The organism is Arcobacter sp. YIC-80, from assembly GCF_044841725.1.
GTDB lineage: Bacteria > Campylobacterota > Campylobacteria > Campylobacterales > Arcobacteraceae > Arcobacter_B.
This window is the reverse complement of the sequence record NZ_JBJBSI010000001.1, coordinates 541,406-562,887: the sequence shown is the minus strand read 5'-3', so window position 1 is coordinate 562,887 and position 21,482 is coordinate 541,406. Positions and strand designations below refer to the sequence as shown.

Here is a 21,482-nt window from a genome sequence, read left to right as displayed (position 1 = left end):
TATTAAAATAATATCATAAATTATGATTAAAATTGATTATTAGAAGACGTAAAAAACTTTACTTTATTTGATTAAATTAGATTAAAAGGAAGGTGTATTATGAAACTAAAAATTAATTTAATGCTAGTAGTACTTTTAAGTACTATTTTAAATGCAGGTTTCTTTGATAAAGATGTTGAATTTTTAACTAATGAAAATCAATTAGAACGAAAATTCCCCACTAATAAAGAAGTAGTACTATCTTATAATAATGTACTTAAAAACTTAAAAACATCAGTTGTAAATATATCTACTAAAAAAAGAGTGAAATTAGGTTCTTATGCTAATCCTTTTTTTGGAGATCCTTTTTTCGATAACTTTTTTAGAGGTTTTGATGGGCCTAATTTATTTTTCCCAAAAGAAAGAGTTCAAAGTTCTCTTGGTTCAGGTGTTATAGTAACTAAAGATGGATATATTATCACAAATCATCATGTTATAGATGGTGCAGATGAGATAAAAGTATCAATTCAAGAAAGCAAAAAAGAGTATGATGCAAAAGTTATTGGAAGTGACCCTAAAAGTGATTTAGCTGTAATAAAAATCGATGCAAAAAACTTAAATGCAATTAAATTTTATGATTCTGATAAAGTAAAAATTGGAGATATTGTATTTGCTTTAGGTAATCCTTTTGGTGTAGGGCAAACAATAACTCAAGGAATGGTTTCAGCAACGGGAAGATCTTCTGTAGGGATAGTTGAATATGAAGATTTTATACAAACAGATGCTCCCATAAATCCAGGTAACTCAGGAGGGGCTTTAGTTAACTCAGCTGGTTATCTTATTGGAATTAATAGTGCAATAGTAAGTAAAAATGGTGGTAACGTAGGTATTGGTTTTGCTATTCCTTCTAATATGGTGAAAAATATCACAAAAGCTATAATAAATGATGGAGAATTTACAAGGGCATATTTAGGAGTTAGAATTAGTGATATAAGTGAAGATTTAATAAGCTTTTATGGTAGAAAAAATGGAGCAATTGTTACAAGTGTAGAAAGTGGAACTGCTGCTGATAAGTTAGGATTAAAAAGAGGGGATTTAATAGTAAGTGTTAATGATAAAGAAGTTAAATCTTCTTCTTCACTTAGAAATATTATTGGAACTATGACACCTAAAACACAAGTTACTATTAAATATATAAGAGATAAAAAACTTAAAGAAGGAACTGTTAGATTAAAAAGTATAAAAGATAGAACTTTTAATTCAACAGGATATGGCTATGAGTATAAAGGAATGAAAATAGAAACTTTAACAAGTCAACTAAAAAGACAGTTAGGTATTTCTCAAAATATTAAAGGTGTTTATGTTAATAAAGTAGAGGATAAAAGTAATTCTTATGAAGCAGGTATTTTAGCAGGTGATATTATCATACAAGTAGAGAATAAAGAAGTAAAGGATATTGAAAGTTTTAAAGAAATGGCATTAAAAGGCTTTGGTAAAAAAAGATTTTATATTTATAGAAGAGGAGGAATAATAGTGACTGTTTTATAAAATGGTCACTATTAGAAGAATTAAAGGTGAAAGAGTTTATTTCAATATTTCAAAAAAATAAAATTGAAATTTTAGAAAAATTATTAAGCAAAATAAAACTTGCTAATTTAAAAGATTTAAAAAGTGAACAGCTTTATGAAGCCTTTTTATATTTTGATGCCTTAGAAACTATATATGCTGTAGATGAAAACTTTATTCAATTATCGCCAATTTTTAATAGAAATGATAAAAATGGAGAGTTTATAGTTAATAAAATAAAAAATACATTAAAGTCAAATACTAATTTAAAGAATAAAGAGTATTTTATAAGTTCACCTTACGTGTCAGATAAAACTAATAAATATATCGTTACTTTTGTTAAAAAAGTTGAAGATAGACTTATTGCCATGGATTTTGACTTTTTTAAATTATTAAATGAGTATAGTAATACTGATATAAAAACTAAACTTTTTGTAAATATAGTACAAGTTGTTTATGCAATTATTGGAATTAGTTTAACACTATTTTCTTTGATATTGATTTTTTATTCTATTTATGATTTCGCAAGTCATATATTTGGAATAGCTGATAATATATTTCAATCTATTTTCAAATCTACAATTGGTTTAACTTTAGGGTTGGCAATTTTTGATTTAGCCAAAAATCTACTGGATCATGAGGTTATTTTTAAAAATCATACAAATGAAGCACATGGAAGTAATTCTTTATTGATAAAGTTTTTAATTTCTATAATTATTGCATTAGCAATTGAATCTTTGATGATGGTATTTAAAATAGCCATAAGTGATTATAAAGATATTTTATATGCTATATATTTATTATTTGGGATAGGATTTTTACTTATTTCTATGAGCCAATATAATAAGTATTTGAATAAAAAGAGTAATTAAAAATTAAATTTTAATTTTATCTGTAGTTTTTTTGACTATTATTCCTGCAAACAAATAAAAGGTATATTTTGAATACTTTACATTTAAAAGCGCATATTTTTGTAATGATAGCAACTATTTTGGTCGCAGGCTCTTTTATCGTTACTCAAAAACTTGCAGGATTAATTAGTCCTTTTTCTCTTATTTTATTAAGGTTCTTTGCATCAGCAATAATTTTAGCACCATTGATTTTTATAAAAAAAAGATATAGAGATAAGATACTATCTACTATGCCAAGAGCTATGGTAATTAGTTTTTTTTATGCAGGGTATTTTGTTTTAATGTTTGTTGCTTTAGAGACAACAACAGCATTAAATACAGGGGCTTTGTATACTTTAGTACCTTTAGTTACAGCTATATTTTGTATTTTTATTTTTAAAGACAAAATTACTTTATTTCAATGGATTGTATATCTAATAGGAATAGTAGGAACTTTAGGAGTTGTATTTAAAGCTGATCTTTCTTTGTTTTTATCTTTGAGTTTAAATAATGGAGACTTGATATATTTAGTTGGTATTTTATTTATGACTTTTTACTCTATTACTATGAAAACTTTATATAAACAAGATGATCCAATTTTATTAGTTTTTTGTACTTTACTTGGGGGTGCATTATGGATGGCTATAATTTTAGCTTTTATAAATGAACCTTTGAATTGGGGATTAGTAAAAGATGAAATGATTTTTTATATGGCTTATTTGGTTATCGCAACTACAATTATTACTTTATATTTATATCAAAAAGCTACTATTATATTAGGTCCTAAAAGTGTTATGTCTTATATCTATTTGACACCTGCAATTATTGCTGTTTTTGTGTATTTTGTAGATGAAGTTACTCTTTCTTTCCCTGTAATAATAGCAATTACTATTTCATTGATAGCAACATTAATTTTACAATTTAAAATAAAGAATTGAGTACATTAAAAAACAAAGAGTTTAAAAAACACTCTTTGTTTTAAAATATTAAAGTTCTGAATTAACTAGCTCTATTAATTGTTCTAATCCAAAATCTTTTAAAGGCTTTGAGTTTACAAAAAATGATGGAGTTTTATTTGCTCCTAAAGTTTTTGCATCAGCTAAGTCTTGTTTGATTATTTCATCAAGTTTAGGATCTTTTATAAACTCTTGCACTTTTGCCATATCAAGTAGATTTGATCTTTCTGCAATTTTCCAAACTATATTGTATTGAACTTCGTGGTGTTTTACCCAATATTTTTGAGTAATAAATAGTAACTCTAAAAACTCATTGAATTTACCTTGAGCTTTTGCAGCTTCTAATAGTTTTACAACTTTGTCTGAACCTTTATGAAAAGCTGCATATCTATATACAATTTTGATATTGCCTTCATTTTGTTTTTTCATTTCTTTTACATAAGGATGAAATAGTGCACAAGTTCCACAAGCAGGGTCAAAGAATTCTACAAGTTCAACTTTTGCGTCTTTATTTCCATCAATATAAGAGTGCTCTCTCACTAGCGCAGAATAGTTGTTTTGAACTTTTGACAACTCTTTTTGGTCTTGCATATTTTTATAAACATATCCAGAAACAAAAAATATTGCTAAAAGTGCAACAACTAAAATAATTACCACTTTTTTGTTTTGCATTTTTTACCTTTATTTTAATTCTTTAAAATTTTATCATAGCATGATTAACAAAAAATAAAATCTAAAAATTTTACGTTAAGGTAATTGTGAAATTGCTTTTATTCTTTCACTTAAATTAGTGTTTACTCTATTTAATGAGATTTGAATTTGTTTTAAATCCTTAGAGTTCTTTGTTAATTCTTTCGCTTTTAAATAATAGTTTTGGGCATTTTTAAGATTTTCAAACTTTTCTTGAAGTAAGGCAAGGTTATATAAAATTTCCCAGCTTTTTGAATTTAAAGCTTTATTTATCTCTTCAAGTTTATTTTTTGCTTCATTAAAATATCCATCATCTATTAAGTCAATAGCCATATCAAAAGAGTCTTCTTGAGTTTTCGATAGTTTAAGACTATTTACTTTTTCAATAACTTCTAAAGTAAAGTATTTGTAATGAACTGAAATATCATCTAAGAAATCAGAAGCAATTTGTCTTGCTAAAGAACTATTTATACTATTTTCATTCCTATGAAAGCTATTGTAGTAAGGGTAGCCATAATCTCTATAACATACATCTTCAAATTTAGTTTTTGTATAGATTTTAGAAAAAAGTAGTTCATTTGAAGAGTTCTTTAAAACTTCAATTTTTGTTTTTACTTTATAATCTCTTTTTTCACAAGGTATATATCTTTTTACATATTCTATACAGGTTCTTTTTTTTGTTTTTTTATCTACTTCATAAGTAAGACATCTAAGGTTATTAATACTTTGTTCATAATAAATGAAGTAGTTTAAAGATGATTCTAGTATTTCGCCTTTTATTGTTGCATCTGTATTAAAGCTATTTGTTTTTAATTTAAATAATTTTTTGTTTTCTAAAAAAGCTGAGGATAGTTTTGCTTTAATTTCATCTGTTTGGTTAATTTTATCATTTGTAAATCTATCTACAAAAACAGTATGAATCTTTTCATCTATTTGTGAAGGGTGAATAGATTTTATTGTTAGTTTTGTACTACACGCACTAAGTATTAATGCAATCAAAATTAACAAGGTTATATTGTAAAGTTTCTTCATATTAAGCCTTTAAAAGAGTTATATTATACCTTAATAGTGAAAAAATAGTGCTAAATAAGAATAAATTAATAGTAAAATGAGATAATATAAACTTTAATTAATTAACTTAAAAACAAGGATGGAATATGGGATTTTTTACAGCAGATTTATGTGATAACTATAGTGAAAAAACAGAAGTTTTAGGACCAAATTTCAAATCTTATGGGGGAAGTAAAAAATTCTCAGGTACAGCAATTACTTTTAAACTAGATAAAAATAATAAAGATTTAGCAGTGTTTTTGAAACAAAATGATGGTTTTGGAAAGGTTGTTGTAGTTGATGTAGAAGAAAAGTATTTTGCAGTTGTAGGTGATAACTTAATGAAATATGCAAATGATAATAAATTTGAAGGTCTTATAATAAACGGTTATGTAAGAGATACTGTTACTACAAAAGAGTTTCAAACAGGTTTATTAGCAAAAGGAACTTGTCCTAGAAAATATATACCAGAACAAAATGCGCAAATGAATATACCTGTTGTTATTGATGGGGTTACTATAAATGAGGGTGATTATATTTATGCTGATCATGATGGAATTGTCGTTTCAAAAGAGAGTTTAGTATAATGTATCTTTTTGGATTTGGTTCACTTATAAACCTAAACAGTGCTCAAAAATCTTTTGAAAGAGAGCTTAGTTATGAGGATTTAATTCCTGTAACAATCAAAGGTTTTAAAAAAGTTTGGAATAGTATTGAGCATATACAGTTTGATGGAGTTGATGTAAATGGAGTATTTTTAAATCTTCAAAAAGATGAAAATACATCAACAAATGGAGTTATTGTGAAAATTACACCTCAAGAGTTTGAAGTTTTAAAACTTAGAGAAAAAAACTATTCTCAAGTTATTATAAAAGCTTGTGATGTAGTAGGTGCTTCACTTGATGAAGATGTAGTTGCTTTTATGACAACAAATGAAGAAAAAATTGCTAAAGTAGGTGATAAGAACTGTTTTATTCCTGCAAAATATATAGATATTCTTACGAATGCTTTTGAAAACTATGATGAAAGTTTTGTTAAGCAATTCAAAAAAGAGTGTTTAGAGGATTTGCCTTTTGAGTTAAAACAAGGAACTTATAGCTTTAGTGACCCAATGCAGCAAAAGCTTGCAAAACAAGGAATAAGAAAATAGATGGCTCAGAATTGTTGTAGTATTTTTACCTCAAAACTTTGTAATACAAAAAGACGAAGTATTGATGAAAACATAATTTCTAAACATAATAATGAACTTCATATAACTTTTTGCGAAAATGATAGTTTAGAAAAATTTGAAGAGGATTTAAACACTCTTACTGGAAACTCTTTTTTATATTTTTTAAAAAAAAGAGTTTCTAATACTTTTATCTCAATTGTTTCTGTTGTAGTTATCATGTTTGCACTGATATCTGCTTCTATTTATGAGGATTTATTAAAAAAAGTAATTTTTGAGCTTCCTTTTTCTTGGGAGGTTTCAGATACTGTTTCTATAGTTTTTGTGATAATTTTCTTTTTAGGTTTGATGATGATGCCATCTATTTTAGATGGAGAGGGAAGTGAATTTAAAAGTATTTTAGCTTCTTGGTTTAATAAAGATATCAAAAAACTAAAAAGACTAAGACTAGCTTTTTCACTATTTGATAAAAAAATACCTATTCATATTTATAATCTGGATTTAGTAGATAAGAGGCATTGGGTTTTTAGGCTGTTATTGAAAGTTTTAGTAAAAAGATTTTCAAATCTAAATCTTTATATTAGAAATGATCAGATTAAAACTATTGAAAAAAGATTAAAGCAACTAGATGTTTTAAATATTGAAATCATAAAAGAAAAAAGAAAAAATAATACTTGTGATATTGATTTTCTTTTATCTTCAAAAGAACAAAGACTCTATTCTTTAATGCAGTTAAGTTCAACTAATATTGTAAAAAGAAAAGATAATAAGATATTTGTATCTTTAGAGCTTTTCGAATATTGTGGTAGAAACTTTTTTGAAAATGAAAAAACTACTTCAAGTCAGCTTATTTCAGGTTTTCAAAACTTTGTAAATAGAAGTTTTGATGATTTTAGATTTTTAACACAAGAAAAATCTATGCAAATATATTTTACATCACAAGCAAAGATAAAAGAGCTTGAAGATGAACAAAGAAGACTTTCTTATTATCTTAGAAATCATATAGAAGAGTGTGTGAATTACTTTGATAATCCAATTTCATTGCTTATTTTATACTATTATGTAAGAGATGTGGTTTTAGATGAAAAAAGAACTATTGCGATTTTAGAGAAGTTTATTTTATCAGTATATAAAAAACAACAATATGAATTAATAGATGAGTTTTGGTTTCAAATAGCAGGGCAGATGTTTAATCCTTTAGATATAAACTCTTTTGAAATGTCAAATAATTCTTATTATAGAAAGCTTTCAATTGCTTCATTAAATAGATTAATTTTTTTATTTGAAAGAAATGGACACTTTGAACAAGCTTTATTACTTGCTAAGTATTTATATGAAATTAATCCAAATAAATACTCTGTATCTATTTGTTCACTATATGAAAGAACAGGGCAGTTTGATAAAGCTTATAACTCATTACCAAAAAGCTTAAATATAGGGAAAAACAAAAAGCCAAGTGATATAGAAGTACGATATTTTCAAAGAAAAGCTTGGATTGTTGTAAGTCAAAGAAAAGATGACATTAAACAAGAAGGTTTAGATGCACTTCAAAGTCTACATGAGTTGATATTCTCTCATAATGATGATAATGAGCCTTTATGGTTATGGCACTATTATAATATAAAAGCTAACTATGAAGAATGGAATGAAAACTATTTAGGTGCAGTAAATAACTACAAAAAGTGTTTATCTATTCCAGCTTTAGGTGCATTTGAGTATGGTGCTACTTTTGTAAATATGGCAATAGCATATAGGTTTATGTACCTAACAGATAATACACAAAACTTTGATAATATTGATAAGTCTATTGAACTTGGAAAACTTGGAGTATTATTAAAAGAGTCAGTGGGAGATAGGGATGAAATGCCTGTAGTTCTTCACAATCAAGCCTTAAATGTTTTATATAAAATGAATTATAGTAGTATAGATGAAAAAGCATTGAAAGAGATTGTTTGTATAACTGATGATGCAATAAATATTTTAGATAGGACAAAATCTATAAAAAGACTTGGAATGCTTTTAATTGAAAATATAATTTCAAAACAGCTTTTAGGTTTGGACGTTTCATCTAATCTTGAAAGATTATCAAAACACTATTTATTAGTTGATGAGAATGAGTCTAAACAGATACAAAACCTATACAAAGAGTTTATAAAAACCAATAAGATAGCGAGAATTGAATTTTTAGATAATACATAATTAATAAAAGGAAAAAAATGGATTATATAAGGAATACTATTGATTTAAGCCAAGGTTCTGTTGAGGAAAAAAGAGAAGAGATAAAAAACTATTTTCTTCAAACTTATGAATTAGATGAAAAGTTGTTTGATTTACTAAAAGATGAAAAAAGTATTTTTGAACAACCAAATAGACTTAGACATCCATTGATTTTCTACTATGGACATACTGCTACATTTTTTATAAATAAATTAGTACTTGCTAATATCTTGTCAAATAGAGTAAATAAAGAGTATGAATCTATCTTTGCTATTGGTGTTGATGAGATGTCATGGGATGACTTAGAATCAAAACACTACACATGGCCAACTTTCGAAGAAACAAAAGCTTACAGAGATAAAGTAAAACAAATCGTTTTAGACTTAATAGATAATATTGAGTTTACTATGCCTATCAACTGGGAGTCTCCTATGTGGATTATTTTGATGGGAATTGAACATGAAAATATTCATATAGAAACTTCATCTGTACTTTTAAGAGAACTTAAAATCAAATATATGAGTGATGATGAGCTTTTTGAATATAAAAATGAAGAAAGCCATGACTATCCAACAAATGAGTTAGTTGGGGTAAAAGGTGGGGAAGTTGTACTTGAAAAAGATAGACAAAACCCTGTTTATTATGGTTGGGATAATGAGTTTTCTTATCACAAAGCAAACATCAAAGACTTCAAAGCTTCAAAATATTTAGTATCAAATGGTGAGTTTTTAGAGTTTGTAAAAGAGGGTGGATATAATAAACCTGATTTATTTACAGAAGAAGGAAAAGAGTGGTTAGACTTCTCCCAAGCTAAACATCCTACTTTTTGGCTAAAAAAAGAGGGTAGATACTATCTTAGAGAAATAAATAGAGTTATACCTTTACCTTTAAACTATCCAGTTGATGTAAATGTTTATGAGGCAGAAGCCTTCTGTAAATACCTAAGTTCTAAACTTGGATATGAAGTAAGACTTCCAAGTGAAGATGAATATTACAGACTTTATGACTACACAAATGCAGGGCAAAAAGAAGCAAATATTGGACTTAAACAGTTTAATCAATCACCTGTAGATAAGTATAAGTTTGATGAGTTCTATGATGTGAAGGGAAATGTATGGCAATGGAGTATAACTCCTATATATCCTTATGATGATTTCCAAACACATCCTATTTATGATGACTTTACGACACCTACTTTTGATGATAGACATGCCCTTATGAAAGGTGGGTCTTTTATCTCACTTGGAAATGAAACTCTAAAGAGTGCAAGATATGCTTTTAGAAAGCACTTCTTCCAACATGCAGGTTTTAGATATGTACAATCTGACAATGAATACAGAACAAAACTAAATGACAATGTATATGAAACAGATGATTTAATCTCTCAGTATTGTGAGTTCCACTATGGAGATGAGAACTTTGGAGTTAAAAACTTCCCTAAAAACTCAGTGGATTTAATCAAGCCTTATTTAGATGGTGTAGATACTAAAAAAGCTATGGATTTAGGTTGTAGTGTAGGTAGAAGTACTTTTGAGTTAGCAAAAACTTTTGATGAGGTTTTAGGTATTGACTTTAGTGCAAACTTTATCAATGTAGGTGTAAAACTTAAAAAGTATGATTCACTTGTGTTTAAAGTAAAAACAGAGGGTGAGCTTTTTGATGAAAAAAGCGTATCTTTAAAAGAGTTTGATTTAGAAGATACAAAAGAAAGAGTTACATTTATGCAAGGTGATGCTTGTAATCTAAAAGACCTATATACAGGATATGATTTAATATTTTGTTCAAATTTAATAGATAGATTGTATTATCCTCAAAAGTTCTTAGATGATGTACCAAATAGAGTAAATGACAATGGACTTTTAGTACTACTTTCACCATATACATGGCTAGAAGAGTACACACCAAAGAAAAACTGGCTTGGTGGCTATATCAAAGACAACAAAGAAGTAAAAACACTTGATACTCTAAAAGAAAACTTAGAAGATAGGTTTGAACTACTTGATACTATAGATGTTCCTTTTGTGATAAAAGAAACAAACAGAAAATACCAACATACAGTATCTCAAATGAGTATCTGGAAAAAAAGATAGGAAGCTTCTCCTGTCTTTTTAATTTTTCTTTCTTTAAATATTTCTACTAATAACTAAATATAATATTTATAACTAATTACCTAAACTCTATACATCTTTATGTTAAAATATCATCTATTATTATAAAGTGAGTAAAAATGGAAGTAAATATATTAAAGAAATTATCAGATTATTTAAAAGATGTTGGTTTTGTAGAAAATAATTTAGGAAAGTTTACTTTGGGGAAACAACTAGGTCAAGGTGGTACATCAATTGTTAGAGAAGCTATTTTAGAAGGTAATTCAACATATGCAATTAAATTTTTAACTGAAAACATAATATCAAAAGAATCAAGAGCTTATCTTCGATTTAAACAATCATATATAAATATACTTTCAATTCAGGATACAGGAGTAGTTCTCCCTCAAATTCATTTTGATAATATAAAAATAGATAAAGACACTATAATCCCTTATTCTATAATGTTAAAAGCTGATAAAACTTTAAAAGATATAGTATTTAAAGAGGAAATGACTTACGAAAGGTTTGAAAAAATATTTAAATCTTTAGTAACTATAATAGGAGTTATTCATAAATATAACATTATTCATAGAGACTTAAAACCTGAGAATATATTTTTAATTAATAAAAAATTAGTTCTTGGAGATTTTGATATTGCAAAGTTTAATGATGCAGAGCACATTAAATTTTACGAAACAAAAAGTAATGAAAGACTTGCAAACTATCAGTTCTCTGCACCTGAACAGTCAGTAAAAAAGTTTGAAGAAATTGACGAAAGGGCAGATTTATTTGCATTAGGACAAATTTTATACTGGCTTATAACAAAAACAACTCTTAGAGGACAAGAATCAATTAATTTAAAAAATTATGATACTAGATATAGAAAGTATGAGGAGTTAATTACTAAGTTATTACAAAATGAAAGAGATTCAAGGTTTTTAAATGTTGGAGAAATAGAACAGTTTTTAAAACAAAAAGATAGACATAGGCAAGAACAAAAAGAGATTTCTAAATCTTTTAAAACTTTAAGATTATTTGATGAAATAATTGATAAATATGCATATGATAAAAGGTGTCAAAGTTTCAAGAAAATCGAGAATAAAGACTTAATAAATGAAATAATGACTGACTTATCAAGTCAATTTAGACAGATGAGATTATGGTGGAGTCAAGGATTAGGAGATAATGAAATAGAAAAAATTGAAAAGTATGAGTCTTTATCATTAAAAGAAAGAGTGATTGATAAGTGTATAAAAAGTACAAAATGGATAGTTGATTATTTTGAATTTTCAATAAAGAGTATTTGGATATATAAATATGGTGATGTTGGCGGGAGTGTTATCATTATTGAAACAGAGCCACTTAAATCTTTTGGTATTTATAATGAAAAATATGATTCAGAAGAAGTTGCAGTATTTAAAGATAAGTACATTTCAAGAAGACATTATGACAATGGATGGACTGAAATAAATGGAAAGAAAGTTAGAATAGATTCGCCTTGTGAAATAAGAATTAGACACTTATATAGTGATTTGTTCTTCATAGCTCCTTATGATGGGTCAATAATTGCAAATGACCAAACAAGAACAGAATTAATACTTTTGGATATTTATGATAAGCATAAAGCAGGTACACCATTAAGTGAAAGTTTACTTGCACCAATAAAAGAGTTTAGAAGAAAATCAAAGATTGCATTGTGGAGTTAAAATAAATTAATTTTTTCATCTAATATCTAAAAAAAGTATAATTATGATTGGGTTTATGCCTCCTTATAAAATAGGTGTCATGTAATGAATTCCCACTTTTAAAAAAATTAAATTCACAATTAACCCTAACCTTGGCTCGAGATTAATATTAAGTTTATTCTAGGTAAATTCTATTATAATATGCAATAAAAGTAATATTAAAGCTGAATAACTAATTTAATATGTAAAAAAGGTATAATTATGATTGAGTTTATGACTCCTTATGATATTATGGAATAAAATAGGGGTCAGGTCATGAATTTACACTTTTTGAAAAATTTAATTCACAATTAACCCTACCTTAGTTCAAACTTAATATTAAGTTCATTCTTTAGTTCGCAATACTGTCTACTATAATTTATTTGATAATATGTTATATTGATAGTACAGGTGTTTCATAAAATGAAATTAGTTCATTTCTTAGTTCGTATAATAAATAAATATTTATAAAATGGATTTCTAAAAGATTAATCCCAATATAATATGCAAAAAATGTATAATTATGATTGAGTTTATACCTTCTTATGATATTAAAATAAAGAACTTAAAAACTACAAAGAAAGAGTTAAAAATAGGGTTCAGTTATAGATTTTTGCTTTTGTAAATTTATTGAGATACTGTAATAAAATAAATAAGATTTTTTTAGCTTATTTGTATACATCGCCTCTAAAATCAACATCAGTTACAATAGTGATGATTTTAACTTCCTGATTTACCAATTCAAATAAAATTCTAACTTTTCCAGATCTAATTCTATAAAAATGTTGTAAATATCCTTTTAGTTGTTTTACATCGACATTAATATCTTCTTTTAAAACAATTTTTTTTATAGATTTTATAACTAGTTCTTTGGTTTTTTCTTTTGAAAGTATATGAGAGTTTTTTGAAAAGAATTTATCTACTTTTTTAAGATATTGTATCTCTAAGTTCATAGTTGTATAGATTCTTTAGAAGATACAATTTTATCATCATTACTCATATTTTTGAGTAGTTTTTCATAATATTTTTGTTCATTCTCAGATACAGATTCAATCGTATCCGTTACAGTGATATTTTTGATAAAACCTTTTTTTAAACTATTTACAATATTTAAAAAAGATTCATAATTTTTATCATCAATTTGTAATTGAATAGTTTTCATTAATCATCCTTTCATCGAGGAATTTATTTTTTAATATTATATCTAAAATATGATTGACTATTTATAAATCATAAGGACTCTGTAAAGTAAATATATCTTTTAATCTATTGCTTCAAAGCCTGTAAAAGTTCAAGTTCTTCATGATTTTTTCTAAGCTCATTAACTTGTGCTTCATTTATAGTTTTATTTAGTTCATCGATATCATTTTGGGCTTTTTGGATTCTTTTTTGGAAGCCTGCTATATCTAAAGATATACTTTTACTCGTATCTGATTTATCCTCTTTTGAGATATTATTTACGTGTGAGTTTTCCATATCTATCACAGCTTCACCTTTTGCTCTTTTTTGAAGCTCTTTTATCATACGTTCTAATTTCTCCATCATAGAATCAATCTCTTTTATTTCATCAGAACTAAGTGGAGGTTTAGATTCTGAAACTTTCTTTTTTATTTCCTCAAGAAGTTTTTGAATCATTTCTAACTCTTCAACTGTAAGACCTGTTTTAAATAAAGACATAATATCCTTTAAAAGTTTATCAGCTATATCTTCCTCTTTCTTCTCTTCATTATATTCATTTGTTATTTCTGATGTGTTTTTTGTTTTTTCTAAATCTTTAGCAAAAGTTGAATTAGTTGGATTTTTTTCTTCAACAACTTCTTGTCCTGCTGCATTATAAGAGATAGTTTTAGTCTTATCAAAACTTACTTCCAAAATAAATCCTTTAAAATAAAATATTTATTATATTATCAGTTATAGTTTTAGAGTTATATAAAAGGAAGAAAAATCTTCCTTTTTTTTAGTTATTATATATAATCATTAAGTTTGAGTTATCACTTTTCTTTTCTAAATAATCATCTATAAGTTTTGTATTACTATTATTTTTATTATCAAGAGCTAGTATTTCATTTCCTCCAAATTCTAAAGCAAAAGAGAAGTGAGTTCTATCTTTTGTAAGTAGAGTGTTGTTTTTTATAGTTCTTAATTGAAAAATTTCAAAGTATTTTTTAGAAGTACTGTTAAAAGCTTCATTTTTAAGAGTTTGGGGTTCATGCCACATTATCATAGTTGGGATACTTGCTAGGGCTAAAGACATTTTTTCATCACCAAGCTTTTCTATATATAGTCTTTCAAAAAAGTCATCAAGATTATCTTTTGACCAGTTTTGTATTTCTTTTATTTGAGATAGAACCTCATCATCTATTAGATTAAATTCATTTAAAATAAGCATTGAGTATGGTATATCTTTTTCTTCTAGTAGATTTGTATTTAAAAAATTTTCATAAGATTCAATTCCAAGTCTTGCTTTTTTCTTAGAAGAAGGAATATAAAATGACCAACATTTTCTTTTATGATTGTCACTTACTAAACCTTCTTTTGTTTTTATAATATATGTAATATTATTGGCTTCTTTACTTAAGGGTATAGTAATTTCAGCTCTATATAGATAGCCAAACTTTAGATTTCCAAGTTTTTTGGCTTGTACTTGTTTTTCATCAAAAAAAACAGAGTATTTTTGGTTTGTTTTACTTAAAAAACACACAACATATTTATTATCATTTTCTAATGATAATAAAGGACCTAAAACTAGTTTTTCACTCATAAGGGCTCCTTTTGTGTTTTGTTAAAGCTAGAATTAAGATTATAGCATATAAGTTTGTTTTTGTATAATAATATTTATGATTATATACTATAAATATAAATACTATAATTATATAGTATTGACAACTTTTGTACTATCTGTGTTTTTTATAAATCTATCTATTGAGTATGCAAAATACCAAGAGTTAATCCATGAGGAAATTTATGAGTCAAAAGTTGAAGTTCAAAATATTTATGAAAAAGAAAACTATGATGTACTAAAATTGAAAAATAAAAATTTTACAATTTTTACAAATTTTGACAAAAATACACAAGTTTTGAAGTATGATATTTTAAATTTGGCATTTATAACTATAGATATAACTTTTATAGATTTTTTAAAAGGTTTTTATGTAAGGAGTATCTATTTTGATAAACTAGAAAAAAAAGATGGTTTTTCATCAAGACTTATAGACTATACAACTTCACAACATCATAACGAAATGATACAAGAACTCTTTTCTGCTTTGTTTTTTGCTAAGCCAATTTCAAAAGAGTTAAGAGAGGTTTGTACCAATTATGGTATTAGTCATCTCATCGCTCTGAGCGGTTTTCACCTTGCTGTTTTAAGTTTCATAATCTATGGTATTGTTTATTATCCTTATGCTTTTTTTCATTTAAGATATTTTCCGTATAGAAATAAAAAGTTTGATATATTGCTTATTACTTTAGCTTTACTATTTTTTTACCTCATCTTTACGGGTTTTGTGGCTTCTTTGACAAGAGCTTTTGTGATGATGGCTTTAGGTATTTATCTTCTACGATGTAATATAAAGCTTTTTTCTTTTACTACTTTGTTTATAGTCTTAGCTTTTGTGCTTTCACTATTTCCTAAGTATATATTTTCACTTTCTTTATGGTTTTCTATTTTTGGAGTTTTTTATATCTTTTTGTATATACAGTATTTTAAAGACATAAAAAACAAACTTTTGCATTTGCTTCTTTTTAATTTTTGGATTTATTTGGCTATGAATCCTTTGGTGCATTACTTTTTTCCTTTGACTACTTATGAGCAAATGCTTTCACCTTTTGTAACTATGGCTTTTACTTTATTTTATCCTTTAGAGCTTTTTGCTCATATCTTTTCTTTTGGTGGGTTTTTAGATGAGTATATTTTAATGTTTTTATCTTATGAATTTAAACCCTTTGATAAAATAACAAGCCTTTGGTTTTTGCTTATTTTAATGTTTTTTTCTTTTTACTCGATTTTTAATAAAAAGGCTTTTTATTTGTTAAATATTTTATTATTTGCTTTTACTGTGTATTTATATATCTAAGATATAATTTTACAAATCAAAAAAAGGCGAAACTTTGAAGATAGTTCATTTCTCAGATACTCACTTAGGTTACAATGATTTAGATATATTAGATGAAAACAATGTAAACCAAAGAGAAGCAGATTTTTATGATGCATTTACACAAGTAGTAGAGCAAATAAAACAAATAAAACCTGATTATATAATCCATACAGGAGATTTGTTTCATAGAGCAAGTCCTAGCAATAGAGCTATTACTTTTGCATTAGAAAAGATAAGAGAAATAAGCTCTTTAGATATACCTTTTGTTTTAATAGCAGGAAATCACTCAACTCCTAGAACAAACCTAAGTAGTCCTATTTTAAAGATATTTGAAAACTATAAAAACATCTATGTTTCATATAATCAAAAGTATAAAAAAATAGAATTTGATGATATTGTATTTCACACCTTACCACACATGAACGATGAGACAATAGCCCAGAACCAAATAGAACTATGTGAGCAAAACATAGATAAAAATAGAAAAAATATCATGATGTTACACTGTAGTGTGGGAGCTTGGTATCTTATGCAAGAGTTTGGAGAGTGGGTATATCCTGCTTCAAAAGAGTATATCTTTGAAAAAATGGATTATGTAGCCCTTGGTCACTGGCATGGTTTTGGAAATGTTGGAAAACATGAAAATGTTTATTATAGTGGAAGTACAGAGAGAACTAGTCTAAATGACAAAAGAAACTCAAAAGGTTTTGTAGTAGTAACCTTAGAAGAGAAACTCCAAGTAGAGTATAAAGAGATAAATATAAGACCAATTTTATCAAAACAAATAGATTGTACAAACTATGACCAAAGTATAGAAAAACTTGATACAAGTGATATAAAAGACGCCATTGTAGAAGTAGTACTAAAAGATTTGACACCAATGCAATCTATTGATATATCAAATAAAGATATAAAAGAGCTATTTAGTGAAGCTATGAGTGTAACTATAAAAAGAGAGTTCAAAAAAGATACAAATACACAAGACTTAGAAGAGATAGAAGCCATAAGCCTTGAAGAGTTTTTTATAGAACATATAAAAGAGGATAGTTTAGATGAGATAGAAAGTGATAGGCTTAAACAAAAAGTAAAAGAGTTATTTGCTAAGTATGAAGAAGAGGTAAGTGATGATATTAACTAAACTAAAACTAGAAAATTTTAAAAGATATGAGCAGTTTACCTTAGAGTTTAACCAAGGTTTAGTAGGAATAATAGGAAAAAATGGTAGTGGAAAATCTACTATCTTTGAAGCTATCTTCTTTGCTTTATATGGAGAGCTTAAAACAAAAGGTTATAAAGAAGTAGTAAGAAATGCAAACGCAACTTCAAAAGACCCGGTTGTAGTTGAGTTAGAGTTTGAGTATGAAAGTGTTGACTATAGTGTAAGAAGAGAGTTTAGAGGAAAGACCTTAAGTGCTAATGCTAAGTTTTTTAAAGCTGATGAGCTTATAACTTCTGGAGCAAAAGAAGTAACTACATCTATAGTAAATCTAATCAAGATGAGTAAAGAGGCTTTTTTACATACACTATTTGCTTCACAAAAAGAGCTTACTAGTTTAAGTAGTCTAAAAAACGAAGATAGAAAAAAGATGATTAGAAAGCTTCTTGGTTTAGAAAAGATAGATTTTATTGAAAAAGAACTAATTGAAAAAAGCCGAGAGTTAAAAAGAGAGATAACTGCATTTGCTGAGTTTTTAATGCCACAAGATGAGGTAGAAGAAAAGAAAAAACAAAAAGAAGAGTATGATCTTTTAGAAAAAGAGTTAAAACAAAAGCAAGATATAAAAATAAAACAGCTTGACGAAACTACTTTAAAAAGCCTTGATATTAAAAAAACTTTAGATTTCCTGCAAGAAACAAAAGATAAAAAACAAGATTTATTCTCTAAATGTGAGCTTTTAAAATCTACTATAAACTCACATATTCAAAACAGCAATAAACTAAAGCAAGAGTTAGATAACTTGGCTTTAAAACAAAAAGAGTTAAAGGGCTTAGAGTCTGTAAAACAAGAGTACACACAGCTTCATGAGGCTATTAAAATACAAGAAGAGTTAAAGTCTGCTAATATTAAAAAACAGTCACTTTTACAAGAACAAGAGAATTTAAGAGAGCACTATAAAAAATCAAGAGATACTATTTCAAGGTTAGAGCATGAAACCTCTTCTTATGAGCAAGCAGTTGAAAAGCAAAAAAGTATGGAAACAACTTTAGAAGATTTATCTCAAAATATAAAGAAAAACCAACTAGAAATAAATAAACTAAGCTCACAAATAGCAGGGGAGCAAAAGTTAATAGAAGATATAAATAAAAAGATTGAAAATATTCAGTTACTAGGAAAAGACTCAGCTTGTCCTACTTGTACAAGACCTTTACTTGAAGAGTATGATTTAGTACTAAATTCACTTGAGCAAATAGTAAATAAAACTGAAAAAGAAAAGATTGATTTTTTAAAAGAGCAAAAAGACTTACTTGAAGCTCAGCTAAAAGAGTTTGATGAAACTTATAAGAGTTTAAGTGAGGAAAATTTAGAACTTTCAAAAAAGATAAATCTTATGGAAAATCAAAAAAGAGATTTATTGGGTGAAAAAGAGCATTTTGAGAAAGTAAAAGAGCAGGGCTTAAAAAATAAAGCACAGTTGGAAAAACTAGAAAACATAAACTATGTAGAAGAAGAACATAACTTATTACTTGAAAGACAAAAACTATTAAAACAAAAGTATGAGTATGTATTAAGTTTAGAAGCTATGCTTAAAAGAGTTGATAGTGTAAAAGAAGACTTGGCAAGTACAAATGAAAATATAAAAAAATATGAACTTGACTACAACGAAAAAGAGTTAGAATATAAAAGTGTAGCCTATGATATAAAAGAGCATGAAGAGAAGAAAAAAGAGTATGAACAAATACTAAAATCAAAAGATGAGATTTCAAATGAGTTAAATGATATAAAAGTTCAAGTAGCTACTATCCAAGAACAAATAAAAAACATAAATCAAGCTTTAGATAACAATAATAAACAGTTAGAGAAATTAGGAACTAAACAAGATGATTTAAAAGATTATGACAAAATCAAAATAAGTCTAGCAAGTTTTAAAACAAAACTAAATGCAAAAGTAGCACCTAGAATTTCTGATATTGCTTCAAATATGTATTCACAAATTACAAAAGGAAAGTATCAGCATATAGAAGTATCAAATGATTTTGATTTTTATATTTACGATGAAGGTAAAAAGTATCCTATTGAGAGGTTTAGTGGTGGGGAGGTTGATTTGGCAAACTTAGTTTTAAGAATAGCTATTTCAAAGACTTTGGCTGAACTTAGTGGAAATAACTCAATAGGATTTTTAGCCTTTGATGAGGTATTTGGAAGTCAAGATGAGAATAGAAGAATAGAAATACTAGAAGCTTTTCATACTATAAAAGAACAATATAGACAAATCTTTTTAATAAGTCATGAAATAGAAATAAAAGAGATGTTTGAAAATATTATAGAATTATAAATAAAAAACTTAAGAAGTACACAGCTTATAAACAAAGTTTTATTATAATTTGTTTATATTTTATTTAAAAAGGTATTTCCTTGTCAGCTAAAAAACTTACAGTTCAAGATTTATTAGATAAAAAAACAAGAATAATTTTATATTTATTCTCTTTGACATCATTAGCTTTTTTACAAACATTTTGTACTAATGTTTGTCCTTTTATTGATGGTTTACAGCCAGAAAAACTATTTAGAAATTTATTCATTATTTTTCTTTTACATATAGTTTATAGAGAGTTTCTATATTATAAATTTAAAGAACCTAGGAAAAATATCTCTTTACCAAGACAAGCTTATTATTTAAGTGTTATTTCTTGGGTTTTTGCAGGAATAACTGCTTTTTTCCTTCATAATTTTTTGTATCCAGATTTTCCTATATCAAGTCATTTAAAGATATTATCTAGTTATATTACTTTGGGTGCAGCTATTTTAGCCCAATTGGAATATATAATTTTTGAAAAAAGATATAAAAAAATCTGTAAAGAGTTACAATATACTATTTTTAATGAGAAGTTATCAAGAAGAATTATTGAGACGTTTTTGATTTTTACAATAGCACCAATTCTTACTCTTTTATTAGTAGTAAGAAGATTTAATTTAGATGGAGTAGTTGATAACCATGTAACATTAGAAGTATTTTATATAGGTGTGCTAATGCTTGTGTCATCAATAATTCTAGCAGTAGTCTTTGGTAGAGTTTTAAAAGAAGATACAAATATTATTATAAACAATATAAAATCAGTGCAAGAAGGCTCTTTTACAAATACTAAAACAATCAATAGACCTGATGAATTAGGTGAAATATCTTATGCTATAAAAGATATGTCAACTTCAATAAAAGAGGGGATAAATCAAATTGAGTCCTTAAATGATGAGATTACAAATACTCAAAAAGAAGTGATTTATACTATGGGTGAAATTGCTGAAACTAGAAGCAAAGAAACAGGGAACCATGTAAAAAGAGTTGCAGAATACTCAAAAGTGCTAGCTTTAAAATATGGTTTAGATGAAAAAGAAGCTGAACTATTAAAATTAGCTTCTCCTATGCACGATATAGGAAAGGTAGGAATTCCTGATAGTATTTTGAATAAACCAGGTAAATTAACATTTGATGAATTTGAGATTATGAAAACACACGCCCAGTTAGGTTATGATATGTTAAAGTATTCTTCAAAACCTATTTTAAAAGCAGCTTCTATAGTTGCATATTATCATCATGAAAAATATGATGGAAGTGGTTATCCACGGGGCTTAAAAGGTGAAGATATTCATATTTACGGAAGAATCACTGCAATTGCTGATGTTTTTGATGCACTTGGAAGTGATAGAGTTTATAAAAAAGCTTGGGAAGATGAGCGAATATTTGAGTTATTTAAAGAAGAAAAAGGAAAACACTTTGATCCAAAATTAATAGATATTTTCTTTGAAAACTTAGATGAAATTTATAAAATAAGAAATATGTTTAAAGATATACAAAACTAAAAAAAGAGGCTTTTAAAAGCCTTTTTGCCTTTAACTTT

17 protein-coding genes and 2 pseudogenes are annotated in these 21,482 nt (G+C 26.5%); 13 read left to right on the top strand and 6 right to left on the bottom strand.

Going from position 1 to position 21,482, the window contains the following annotated elements:
- The first annotated feature begins 99 nt into the window (after nt 1–99).
- The 3 genes from ACH5BK_RS02610 to ACH5BK_RS02600 all read left to right on the top strand — a co-directional run bounded on the left by ACH5BK_RS02610 (nt 100) and on the right by ACH5BK_RS02600 (nt 3,373).
- Nucleotides 100–1,527 (top strand): Do family serine endopeptidase, encoded by a 1,428-nt coding sequence (locus ACH5BK_RS02610; RefSeq protein WP_404304248.1) that lies wholly within the window; start codon nt 100–102, stop codon nt 1,525–1,527.
- A 26-nt stretch (nt 1,528–1,553) separates the two neighbouring features.
- Nucleotides 1,554–2,417 carry a hypothetical protein gene (locus tag ACH5BK_RS02605; protein WP_404304247.1) on the top strand — a complete coding sequence of 288 codons (864 nt, stop codon included), beginning with the start codon at nt 1,554–1,556 and terminating at the stop codon, nt 2,415–2,417.
- Nucleotides 2,418–2,485: 68 nt separating this feature from the next.
- A complete protein-coding gene (locus ACH5BK_RS02600) occupies nt 2,486–3,373 on the top strand; it encodes a DMT family transporter (RefSeq protein ID WP_404304246.1) in 888 nt (295 codons plus the stop codon).
- Nucleotides 3,374–3,421: 48 nt separating this feature from the next.
- Here the strand turns inward: ACH5BK_RS02600 and ACH5BK_RS02595 are convergent, their stop codons facing one another.
- Together ACH5BK_RS02595 and ACH5BK_RS02590 are read right to left on the bottom strand one after the other, a co-directional pair.
- Nucleotides 3,422–4,063, bottom strand: a complete 642-nt coding sequence (locus tag ACH5BK_RS02595) for a thioredoxin domain-containing protein (RefSeq protein ID WP_404304245.1) — start codon at nt 4,061–4,063, stop codon at nt 3,422–3,424.
- Between the two features lie 75 nt (nt 4,064–4,138).
- Nucleotides 4,139–5,113, bottom strand: coding sequence for a tetratricopeptide repeat protein (locus ACH5BK_RS02590; protein ID WP_404304244.1), 975 nt, complete (start codon nt 5,111–5,113; stop codon nt 4,139–4,141).
- 125 nt (nt 5,114–5,238) lie between these two features.
- On the opposite strand from ACH5BK_RS02590, the gene rraA reads away from it, so the two are divergent.
- From rraA to ACH5BK_RS02565, 5 genes are all read left to right on the top strand, one after another.
- Nucleotides 5,239–5,718 (top strand): ribonuclease E activity regulator RraA, encoded by a 480-nt coding sequence (gene rraA / locus ACH5BK_RS02585; protein ID WP_404304243.1) that lies wholly within the window; start codon nt 5,239–5,241, stop codon nt 5,716–5,718.
- Nucleotides 5,718–6,281 carry a hypothetical protein gene (locus tag ACH5BK_RS02580; RefSeq protein WP_404304242.1) on the top strand — a complete coding sequence of 188 codons (564 nt, stop codon included), beginning with the start codon at nt 5,718–5,720 and terminating at the stop codon, nt 6,279–6,281. Before rraA ends, ACH5BK_RS02580 begins: the two co-directional genes overlap by 1 nt.
- On the top strand, nt 6,282–8,498 hold the full coding sequence (locus ACH5BK_RS02575; RefSeq protein ID WP_404304241.1) for a hypothetical protein: 2,217 nt from the start codon (nt 6,282–6,284) through the stop codon (nt 8,496–8,498).
- 17 nt (nt 8,499–8,515) lie between these two features.
- Nucleotides 8,516–10,606, top strand: a complete 2,091-nt coding sequence (gene ovoA / locus ACH5BK_RS02570; RefSeq protein ID WP_404304240.1) for a 5-histidylcysteine sulfoxide synthase — start codon at nt 8,516–8,518, stop codon at nt 10,604–10,606.
- Between the two features lie 137 nt (nt 10,607–10,743).
- Nucleotides 10,744–12,312 carry a protein kinase gene (locus ACH5BK_RS02565; protein WP_404304239.1) on the top strand — a complete coding sequence of 523 codons (1,569 nt, stop codon included), beginning with the start codon at nt 10,744–10,746 and terminating at the stop codon, nt 12,310–12,312.
- 686 nt (nt 12,313–12,998) lie between these two features.
- On the opposite strand, the gene ACH5BK_RS02560 is transcribed toward ACH5BK_RS02565, so the two are convergent.
- The 4 genes from ACH5BK_RS02560 to ACH5BK_RS02545 all read right to left on the bottom strand — a co-directional run bounded on the left by ACH5BK_RS02560 (nt 12,999) and on the right by ACH5BK_RS02545 (nt 15,091).
- Nucleotides 12,999–13,283, bottom strand: a complete 285-nt coding sequence (locus ACH5BK_RS02560; RefSeq protein ID WP_404304238.1) for a type II toxin-antitoxin system RelE/ParE family toxin — start codon at nt 13,281–13,283, stop codon at nt 12,999–13,001.
- Entirely contained in the window at nt 13,280–13,492 is a 213-nt protein-coding gene (locus ACH5BK_RS02555; protein ID WP_404304237.1) for a hypothetical protein, read from the bottom strand. The genes ACH5BK_RS02560 and ACH5BK_RS02555 overlap by 4 nt, the downstream gene beginning before the upstream one ends.
- Before the next feature lie 104 nt (nt 13,493–13,596).
- Nucleotides 13,597–14,202 (bottom strand): hypothetical protein, encoded by a 606-nt coding sequence (locus ACH5BK_RS02550; protein ID WP_404304236.1) that lies wholly within the window; start codon nt 14,200–14,202, stop codon nt 13,597–13,599.
- An 85-nt stretch (nt 14,203–14,287) separates the two neighbouring features.
- A complete protein-coding gene (locus tag ACH5BK_RS02545; protein ID WP_404304235.1) occupies nt 14,288–15,091 on the bottom strand; it encodes a hypothetical protein in 804 nt (267 codons plus the stop codon).
- 118 nt (nt 15,092–15,209) lie between these two features.
- Here ACH5BK_RS02545 and ACH5BK_RS02540 point away from each other — a divergent pair, with 118 nt between their 5' ends.
- From ACH5BK_RS02540 to ACH5BK_RS02520, 5 genes and pseudogenes are all read left to right on the top strand, one after another.
- Complete coding sequence (locus ACH5BK_RS02540) at nt 15,210–16,406, top strand: ComEC/Rec2 family competence protein (RefSeq protein WP_404304234.1); 1,197 nt, start codon at nt 15,210–15,212, stop codon at nt 16,404–16,406.
- Between the two features lie 34 nt (nt 16,407–16,440).
- Complete coding sequence (locus ACH5BK_RS02535; protein WP_404304233.1) at nt 16,441–17,565, top strand: exonuclease SbcCD subunit D; 1,125 nt, start codon at nt 16,441–16,443, stop codon at nt 17,563–17,565.
- Complete coding sequence (locus ACH5BK_RS02530; RefSeq protein ID WP_404304232.1) at nt 17,552–19,921, top strand: AAA family ATPase; 2,370 nt, start codon at nt 17,552–17,554, stop codon at nt 19,919–19,921. Before ACH5BK_RS02535 ends, ACH5BK_RS02530 begins: the two co-directional genes overlap by 14 nt.
- 80 nt (nt 19,922–20,001) lie before the next feature.
- Nucleotides 20,002–20,532 (top strand): annotated as a pseudogene (locus ACH5BK_RS02525) (hypothetical protein); the annotation flags it as partial.
- Between the two features lie 264 nt (nt 20,533–20,796).
- A pseudogene (locus ACH5BK_RS02520) lies at nt 20,797–21,444 on the top strand (HD-GYP domain-containing protein); the annotation flags it as partial.
- Between the last annotated feature and the right edge of the window lie 38 nt (nt 21,445–21,482).